The organism is Ruegeria sp. BF12 (assembly GCF_056538705.1).
In genome coordinates, this window is sequence record NZ_JBQFTP010000026.1 from 20,511 (window position 1) to 27,262 (window position 6,752).

The following is a 6,752-nucleotide window of genomic DNA, read 5'->3' on the forward strand; positions in this document are numbered from 1 at the left end:
CATCCGCTCAATTTTGTCTTTGAAATTCGCGCGGCGTTAGCCCCGTCCAATGCTTGAATGCCGTAGAAAACGCGGGCTGGTCGGCAAAATCCAGGTAGAATGCAACTTCTCCGATGCTGAACCCGTCCTTGAGATACGTCTTCGCAAGATCGCACCTGATATTTTTGACAATACCACGAAAACTAAGGCCTTCCTCACTGAGACGTCGCGATAGCGAACGTGTGCTTAGCCCAAGGTTTGACGCCACTTCCTGCGCGTTTGCAATTCGTCCCGGGAGCTTATTCAATATCTGGGCTTCAACCTTACTACGTATCCCTGGTGAACTCGCGGTACGCATTCTCAAAAGGGTATTTCCGTAGTCCGTAAGATGGTTTCTGAGTGCAGGGTCATAACTTGGTATTGGGAGATCAAGCGATGCAAGCGACAGAATGATTTCGTTTTCTTCGGCGTCAAAGGAAATCGTGCAGCCCGCCGCTTTTCTCATTGCGGATGCCGAAGACTTAACTGCGTGCTTGTACCGAACTTCTAGAGGGTGAAGGTGAGTATTAGTGACAATGCGCATCAATGAAATTGTCGAGAACAAGAGAAACTCGGTGCGTCGATGATACCTGCTGAGCTCGCCATCAACAATTTGCATCCTCATCGAAGCGTGGTTTCCTGACTCAACAAGACTGTATTCAATGCTCTCATCAACCAAAGCACCGTAAAGTGAAGCATTTACAATAGCTTCTCTAAGATTCTGTGAATACTTTGAAATATACCAAACTATGTCGCGAGGCGTTTTAAATGCCAAACCGGCTATTGTAGCGAAGGCTCGGTCTCTTAACTGATCACAAGCCAAACGAATAAATTGACCCTCCTTAAATGGGTCAATCTCTCTGGTGGTCTCTTTCAAGTCGGCTCGCGTCAAACCTGAGTTTCTTAAGACTTCCTCAAATTCATTTGCATCTTCCATGTGCTGCGCGAGCATTTGGGCAAAATGCCGTAACCAAGTGTTGTCGACACCCATCAACCTATTCCAATAATACGCAGTGGTTTTGATGCGGGATGTTCCAAAAATGATATCTGACGAAGGGCTGCAAGTCACTTTGTATAGCAATAAAGATCATCTGTTTTGATAGATTATTTGCATCGAGCTTGAGGCAAGCAGAGGATCCCTCTCTTCCCTATGCTTCCGTTAATGAAGCCGAAAACTGTTCAAACTAACATTCAGCAGGAAACATCATTGTGTAGCCGTCTGCATTCAGGGTGCTTGCAAACCCACAATGTCACAACGAGATCAGCGGGGCGTCGACACTTTCACAACCTCAAAGTAATGATCTAGCACCCTAAGCTTTGGACGAATGAACCTCTCAGGATCAATGGGAGAATAATTCGACAAAACTTGCGTTTAGTTTGTAAGTAGACTCCACGTTTGTAGCGCCATCGTAGAATGCAACATGGCTGACTTTGCGTTCCTCTGAAAGTTCACCTTCGATCCAAAATGCATCGAAAATAGATTTAAGTTCGACGCCCTTGAGGTAGTCAACATGAATGATTTGGTTCGGTGGCGGCGAAGGTGTATGAACGCAAGAACCTGCAACAGGGACAAACAGGAATTCGGTTACAATTCCTCCATCGATTGTCAGTGGCACTATGTACCCGGGCAGCCTGATTGTCGTACCCAGTTTTTCCAAATTTGGACCGCGCCCGATTGCGTTGTTTTGCGCAATGATTTTTCGACGCTCTAGCATCAGGTTTTCCACGTCGACATCATTTGCGGACAGAACACCAGTGGCCGCCTTATACTCTTTAATTAGATCAGGATCAGAACGCTCACTGCTACTGGATGTTCGCCAACGAACTTGCGTTCGCATAGCGTTCAACAACGGATCTGGCAGCGAAGCAAATGGCGTCTCCAGAGACTTTAGCGCTGGTTTCAAATCACGCCAGCTAACCGCAACATGTTCCTGAATAGACTCATCCAACGCTGTGGAGCTTTCGGCAATGGCCAAATCAAGTATGCGCTCAGACATGTCAAAACGCTTAGCCCCCGAAGGAGAGGTTGGGGTAGCAATTTCCTGCGGGTCCCGGGTAACCTCTGCCTGAACGACGTGAATGTGCGCGAACGCAAAAACTGAAATTGTCAGAGCGATCAGGTTACTTGTCATTCCAGAGCTCCAGTTGTTCCTCCAAGTAGCGACGGGGCCAAGTTTTCGGCCAAGGTCTATAAGCAAGAGATCGTTCACTCTCGTGTTTTTGCTGTTCCCGGCCGCTGAAAGCAGTTCCTTGAATCATGCCTCCAATGCCAGTCAAAAAAAGAACGACAAACCCAGTTTAAGTTGTCTGTCCGGCCCGCCGTTAGGTTTGCGCTCTAGAGTGTAGTATCCCACACTGACGTCCATAGCGGTGCCTTTTGCCTCATTGATGATCGAGGTCTTACCAGCGGTCAAACCCAGTGGAATCGCCCAAGCTTCGTCATTGCTGGCGGAGTTCCAATTGTACGAAACGACGTTATTGTACCCGATGTACCAGCCCTCTCCCAAACCATAGTTCAAAATAGGTTGCAGGATGGTCACGTTGAAATCGTTCTCGCCCCACATATGGGCAATGACGCCACCCCACGACAGATCACCTGTTTGCCCAAACATGACAAAGGCAGGGCCAGCACCCCAACCTGCGCCTTGCAAGGCGTCATTCGTGTGCGTTGGCAGGGAAACTTGCAGGCCGTAGCCCAGTGCGGTTCCGCTTTCTCCCGGCGTAGGAGAATAGAATGCCTGCACAGTTGAATCGCCGATACCCCAGGTCAAATCGTCTTCTTCCGAGGGGTCGACAATTCCAGGCGGCAACACGGCTCCGGGCTGGACACCTTGAATCGGCACAATTCCCCGAAGCACTAAGGTGGCGTCCGTCAATGGAACTGAATAGACGGGCTGTAGCTGAAAATTGTAGCTGTCGTCGTCATTCGTCCCGGTTCTGAAGGCGATCGTGTTGTCGGTGATCAGCGCTTTTGTGTCCGCAAGCGGGTTCGCGGCCTTTCGCGCAGCCTGACAAGCGGCATCGCAGGCTTGGGCTTCATTGGCTTGAACACTCATCAGCCCAGCGAAGAAGACAGCACAAGTGCAAAGTCGGCATTTCATCATTTGCTCCCGAGTACCGCTTAGATTTTTCTGTAGACTTTTTCTGAACCTACTTTGCCATCGCGCATTCATTTGGATGGCCCTTGCGCTGCAGCTGCAATTGGTTGGCCAATCTCTGCCCCAATGCTTCGGAACAGTTCCTGATGGTCATTCGTAAGCTGCGAAAGGGTGACAATCTTCTCGAACTGCGCCAACTCAACCAACTGTGGAATGAAGGGCTCGACCAACGCTTCGTGCCGGGCATGGGCAGCGGCATCCACATAACGTTCGTAGCCGTACACCGTCTCGCCAACTCGGGCGAACTCGTAAACTAAAAGCCCGTCATCGGTGGCAGATGCCTCAACCATGTCTCTGGCCAAAGAATCGAAATCCTGTGCGTTTTCAGTCGGAACGCTCAGTATGGCAATGAATGCGACCTCTTCCGCGTTAGCATGAGTCACCATTGAAAAACTTGCAGCCACCCAAAAAGCTGTACAACGAACCAGTTGTTTCAATTTTGGCCTCCTATCCGGAGTTTGCACGAGACGGCCAAGGGCGTTGTACGCCCCAGCCGTCAAATGCCGTCCCGATGCGTGAACCGCCCATCCATTAGCGTGCCCAACACCTTGATGTTCGAGATTTCGCGCGGTTCGACTGCAGTAATGTCCTGATCGAGAACAACAAGGTCGGCATATTTGCCCACTTCGATGGAGCCTATTTTGTCCTCCATTGCTTGCTGTGCGGCAGGATAGATCGTGACCGCTTTCAGCGACTCTTCCAATGAGGCCGGTTTGCGCGACAATGGGAACGGTTTGCTGTCCGGATTTAGTGGGTCCTGCAAAGTCATTGCAATTTCAACGTTCAGGAGCGGACCGATCAGATCAATCGGCGCGGATGGCACATCCGAAGAAATCGAAACGTTGTGCCCCAATGCCATCAGCGACGAATAGCGGGCAAAAATCGCTTCGACCTTTGCGCGCCCCAACAGGTCCAAAGCGTTTACGTCCTGAGCTTCCCAATCGACATGGAAAAGCGGGGTCGTGTTCACCATGATCTCGTTTTCGATAACAGTCTCGTGGTCCTGATCGGACACCCAGAAATAGTGGTGCAAAAGGTTATTCGGAACATCGTACCCCGCGCCTCGCGCCGTCATGATCGCGTTAACCGTGTTGCGCACTGTTTGTGACCCATCGACGTGAGTGCCCACCGGAAGTCCGTTCTGATTGGCCTGCAGGTAGACCGAAGTTATCATTGGGCCTTCAATGGCAGCCGCACCGCGCGTCGCGGACCCATCGGCGTAATCGTCCAGCATCCAGGCAGTCTTTGAACTCCAGTTCCCTTCTGGATGGATTTTGATGCCCCAGATGCGCAGCATGTCACTGTCGTATTGCTCGCGTAATTCGAGTGTGTGTTCTACGATTTCGTTAGCAGTGGCGGTCGGGTCCTTGAACCCCGTCGCTACAAAGGTACGGATCGTTAGCTCACCGTTCTTTTCCAGTTCGTGTAGGTGGGCCAGCGCGAGTTTCTCGTCATCTTTCACGAGGGACAGATCGGTAACTGTCGGCATAGCCATCAGAGGCACGTGAACGGCTGTAATTCCGGTTTTGACGGCCTGATCGTAGAGGTTTTTCTGGATGTCAGGAATTTCACCTGCCGGGTCCCAAGCACCTGCATTTCTAAATGCCGCAGCCCACTGGAACTCAATGCCGATTCCTGTCTGGTTGCCTTCGGCGTCGCGCTGCCAGAACATCACACCCGGCACCTGATCCTCTTCATCAGGGCTAACTTGACCCGCTTCAAAGGCTTTGGAGTTCATCCAAACATCGTGGATTGTGAAGTCGAGGATAAAGACCGGACGGTCAGAAACCACCGAATCCAGATCTTCTTTTGTAGGCCACCCGCCATAAGCCACCTGATTGAACCCATAGCCAAGGATCAACTCCTCGTCAGGGTTTGCATCGGCATATTCCTTGACTGCGGCCAAGGCCTCCTCAAGCGTTTCAATTCCAAACAGACTTACACCGCGCGACGTCCAGCCCGATGCAACGATGTGATCGTGCCCTGACACAAAGCCCGGCAGCAGGGTATCCCCGCCCAAGTCCAGAACTTCGGTGTTATCACCGATCAGCGCCTCGGCCCCAGCAACATCACCAACGTAGCTTATCTGGTTGCCCGTGACCGCAACGGCCTGCGCGGTCGGCGCATCGTCATTCATGGTAAGCACGGATGCGTTGGTAAAGACCAGATCGGCGGCCTGCGCATAGAGAGCAGTTGAGGACACCAATAGCGCAGCAATGGAAAGTGTAAGCTTCTTCATGAGGCACTCCGAGGACATTGACAGGTTTTCTGTGTTCGAGATCGATAGTGTAACCTGAGTTTAGGACTGGCTATCCGAATCGTGCAAACTATTATGAATAATTGAATTTCAATGTGCTACTGCCAGAGCTGGTCGCAGTAAGGGTTAACTGAGGCGCTATGTTACGGTCCAAGAAAATACGTTCAGTGGATCACCTGCCTGATTACACTGGCGTCCAACTCGAAGCGCTCGCTCTCTCTCCACAGGGTCCGAAGCTGAATTGGCGCATGGCCCAACACAATGGTTTTAGCCTTTATTGCGAGGAATATTTTTCGCGTATTCGTTTCCAAGAAGTTCAACACGGCGACACAGTCTTTCTCGGTTTAGTCTTGCCCAATGGCGAACCGGTTCGATTTCAGGGAACTCTATATGAGGATCCGTTTCTTGTGTTCTGGCAAGGGCAAAAGCCAACAGAGTATGACTACGTAGCCGAAGCTGGCACTCAGATATACCTGCTGGAAGTTCCGTGGCTACAGGTCGAGAAGCGTGGATGGGCAACGTTTAAAGCACCCATCCGCCTGTCCAGATCCGACGCTCTGAGTGCTTATGCCCGATGCATTGAGAAATGGCTTTGCCACAAACAAACGACCGCGGATGGGACAGATGCTTGGATGTTAAATGACATCCTTGTAAACCTCGAAAACTTGGCAGGTGAACTCCTTTACCGGACCGAACCACAAATGGGCGCCGACAAGGCGAGCTATAGTCAATGGAAGACCGTTGCGGCGGCTGAAGCGTATTTTTCAGAAAACCCGGCTGGCACGAAACTAACCGTTCAAGAACTGTGCCGCGAACTCGGGGTATCGAGGCGGTCACTCTTTTTGGCCTTTGAAAAACAACTTGGTGTTGGCCCAAGCAAGTTTCAATCGATTGTCCAGCTGCATCGACTAAGGTCGCTTCTGCTGGCAAGCACCTATGAGAAAGGTGTCATTTCCACGCTCATCGGCGAAGCCGGTTTTAGCCACCTAGGCCGGACATCAGTTGCCTACCGCCAATTCTTCGGTGAGACACCGATAGAAACCGCGTCTCGACCAAAAAAAAGTTCAGGCACAGGATCTTCGTAAAACGAAAGTTCGCTCTGGACTCAAGAGCTGCCATTCGATTCAGCCGCCAGATTCATGCTGCGAGCGTATAAGCTGTCGCCGAGAGGGCGGGAAGCGCAAATTCGCTGCGGAACGCGCCAAAGCCCCTATACGTATAAAGAGGGCAGCTTGATTTGGAGGGTGCCCTGGCAGCAATGATTGGGTTGGCCCAAAATGAACAAAGCCGCCCTGAGGCGGCTGGTTCGGCTGTGTTGG

At 51.3% G+C, this 6,752-nt stretch carries 6 protein-coding genes; 1 reads left to right on the forward strand and 5 read right to left on the reverse strand.

The window, feature by feature from the left end:
* Positions 1-7: 7 nt before the first annotated feature.
* From ACR0J0_RS22775 to ACR0J0_RS22795, 5 genes are all read right to left on the reverse strand, one after another.
* Positions 8-1,009 carry an AraC family transcriptional regulator gene (locus ACR0J0_RS22775; RefSeq protein ID WP_480666270.1) on the reverse strand — a complete coding sequence of 334 codons (1,002 nt, stop codon included), beginning with the start codon at positions 1,007-1,009 and terminating at the stop codon, positions 8-10.
* Between the two features lie 349 nt (positions 1,010-1,358).
* On the reverse strand, positions 1,359-2,150 hold the full coding sequence (locus tag ACR0J0_RS22780; protein WP_480666271.1) for a DUF3299 domain-containing protein: 792 nt from the start codon (positions 2,148-2,150) through the stop codon (positions 1,359-1,361).
* 141 nt (positions 2,151-2,291) lie between these two features.
* Positions 2,292-3,074 carry a hypothetical protein gene (locus ACR0J0_RS22785; protein ID WP_480666272.1) on the reverse strand — a complete coding sequence of 261 codons (783 nt, stop codon included), beginning with the start codon at positions 3,072-3,074 and terminating at the stop codon, positions 2,292-2,294.
* A 113-nt stretch (positions 3,075-3,187) separates the two neighbouring features.
* Entirely contained in the window at positions 3,188-3,613 is a 426-nt protein-coding gene (locus ACR0J0_RS22790; RefSeq protein WP_480666273.1) for a putative quinol monooxygenase, read from the reverse strand.
* Between the two features lie 59 nt (positions 3,614-3,672).
* Entirely contained in the window at positions 3,673-5,415 is a 1,743-nt protein-coding gene (locus ACR0J0_RS22795) for an amidohydrolase (protein WP_480666274.1), read from the reverse strand.
* Positions 5,416-5,681: 266 nt separating this feature from the next.
* Here ACR0J0_RS22795 and ACR0J0_RS22800 point away from each other — a divergent pair, with 266 nt between their 5' ends.
* On the forward strand, positions 5,682-6,518 hold the full coding sequence (locus ACR0J0_RS22800; protein ID WP_480666275.1) for a helix-turn-helix domain-containing protein: 837 nt from the start codon (positions 5,682-5,684) through the stop codon (positions 6,516-6,518).
* Positions 6,519-6,752: the final 234 nt, after the last annotated feature.

Coding starts and splice junctions, on each gene's coding strand:
- ACR0J0_RS22780 (WP_480666271.1), bottom strand. CDS start 2,150: ATGACAAGTAACCTGATCGCTCTGACAATTTCAGTTTTTGCGTTCGCG.
- ACR0J0_RS22795 (WP_480666274.1), bottom strand. CDS start 5,415: ATGAAGAAGCTTACACTTTCCATTGCTGCGCTATTGGTGTCCTCAACT.
- ACR0J0_RS22775 (WP_480666270.1), bottom strand. CDS start 1,009: ATGGGTGTCGACAACACTTGGTTACGGCATTTTGCCCAAATGCTCGCG.
- ACR0J0_RS22785 (WP_480666272.1), bottom strand. CDS start 3,074: ATGAGTGTTCAAGCCAATGAAGCCCAAGCCTGCGATGCCGCTTGTCAG.
- ACR0J0_RS22800 (WP_480666275.1), top strand. CDS start 5,682: ATGGCCCAACACAATGGTTTTAGCCTTTATTGCGAGGAATATTTTTCG.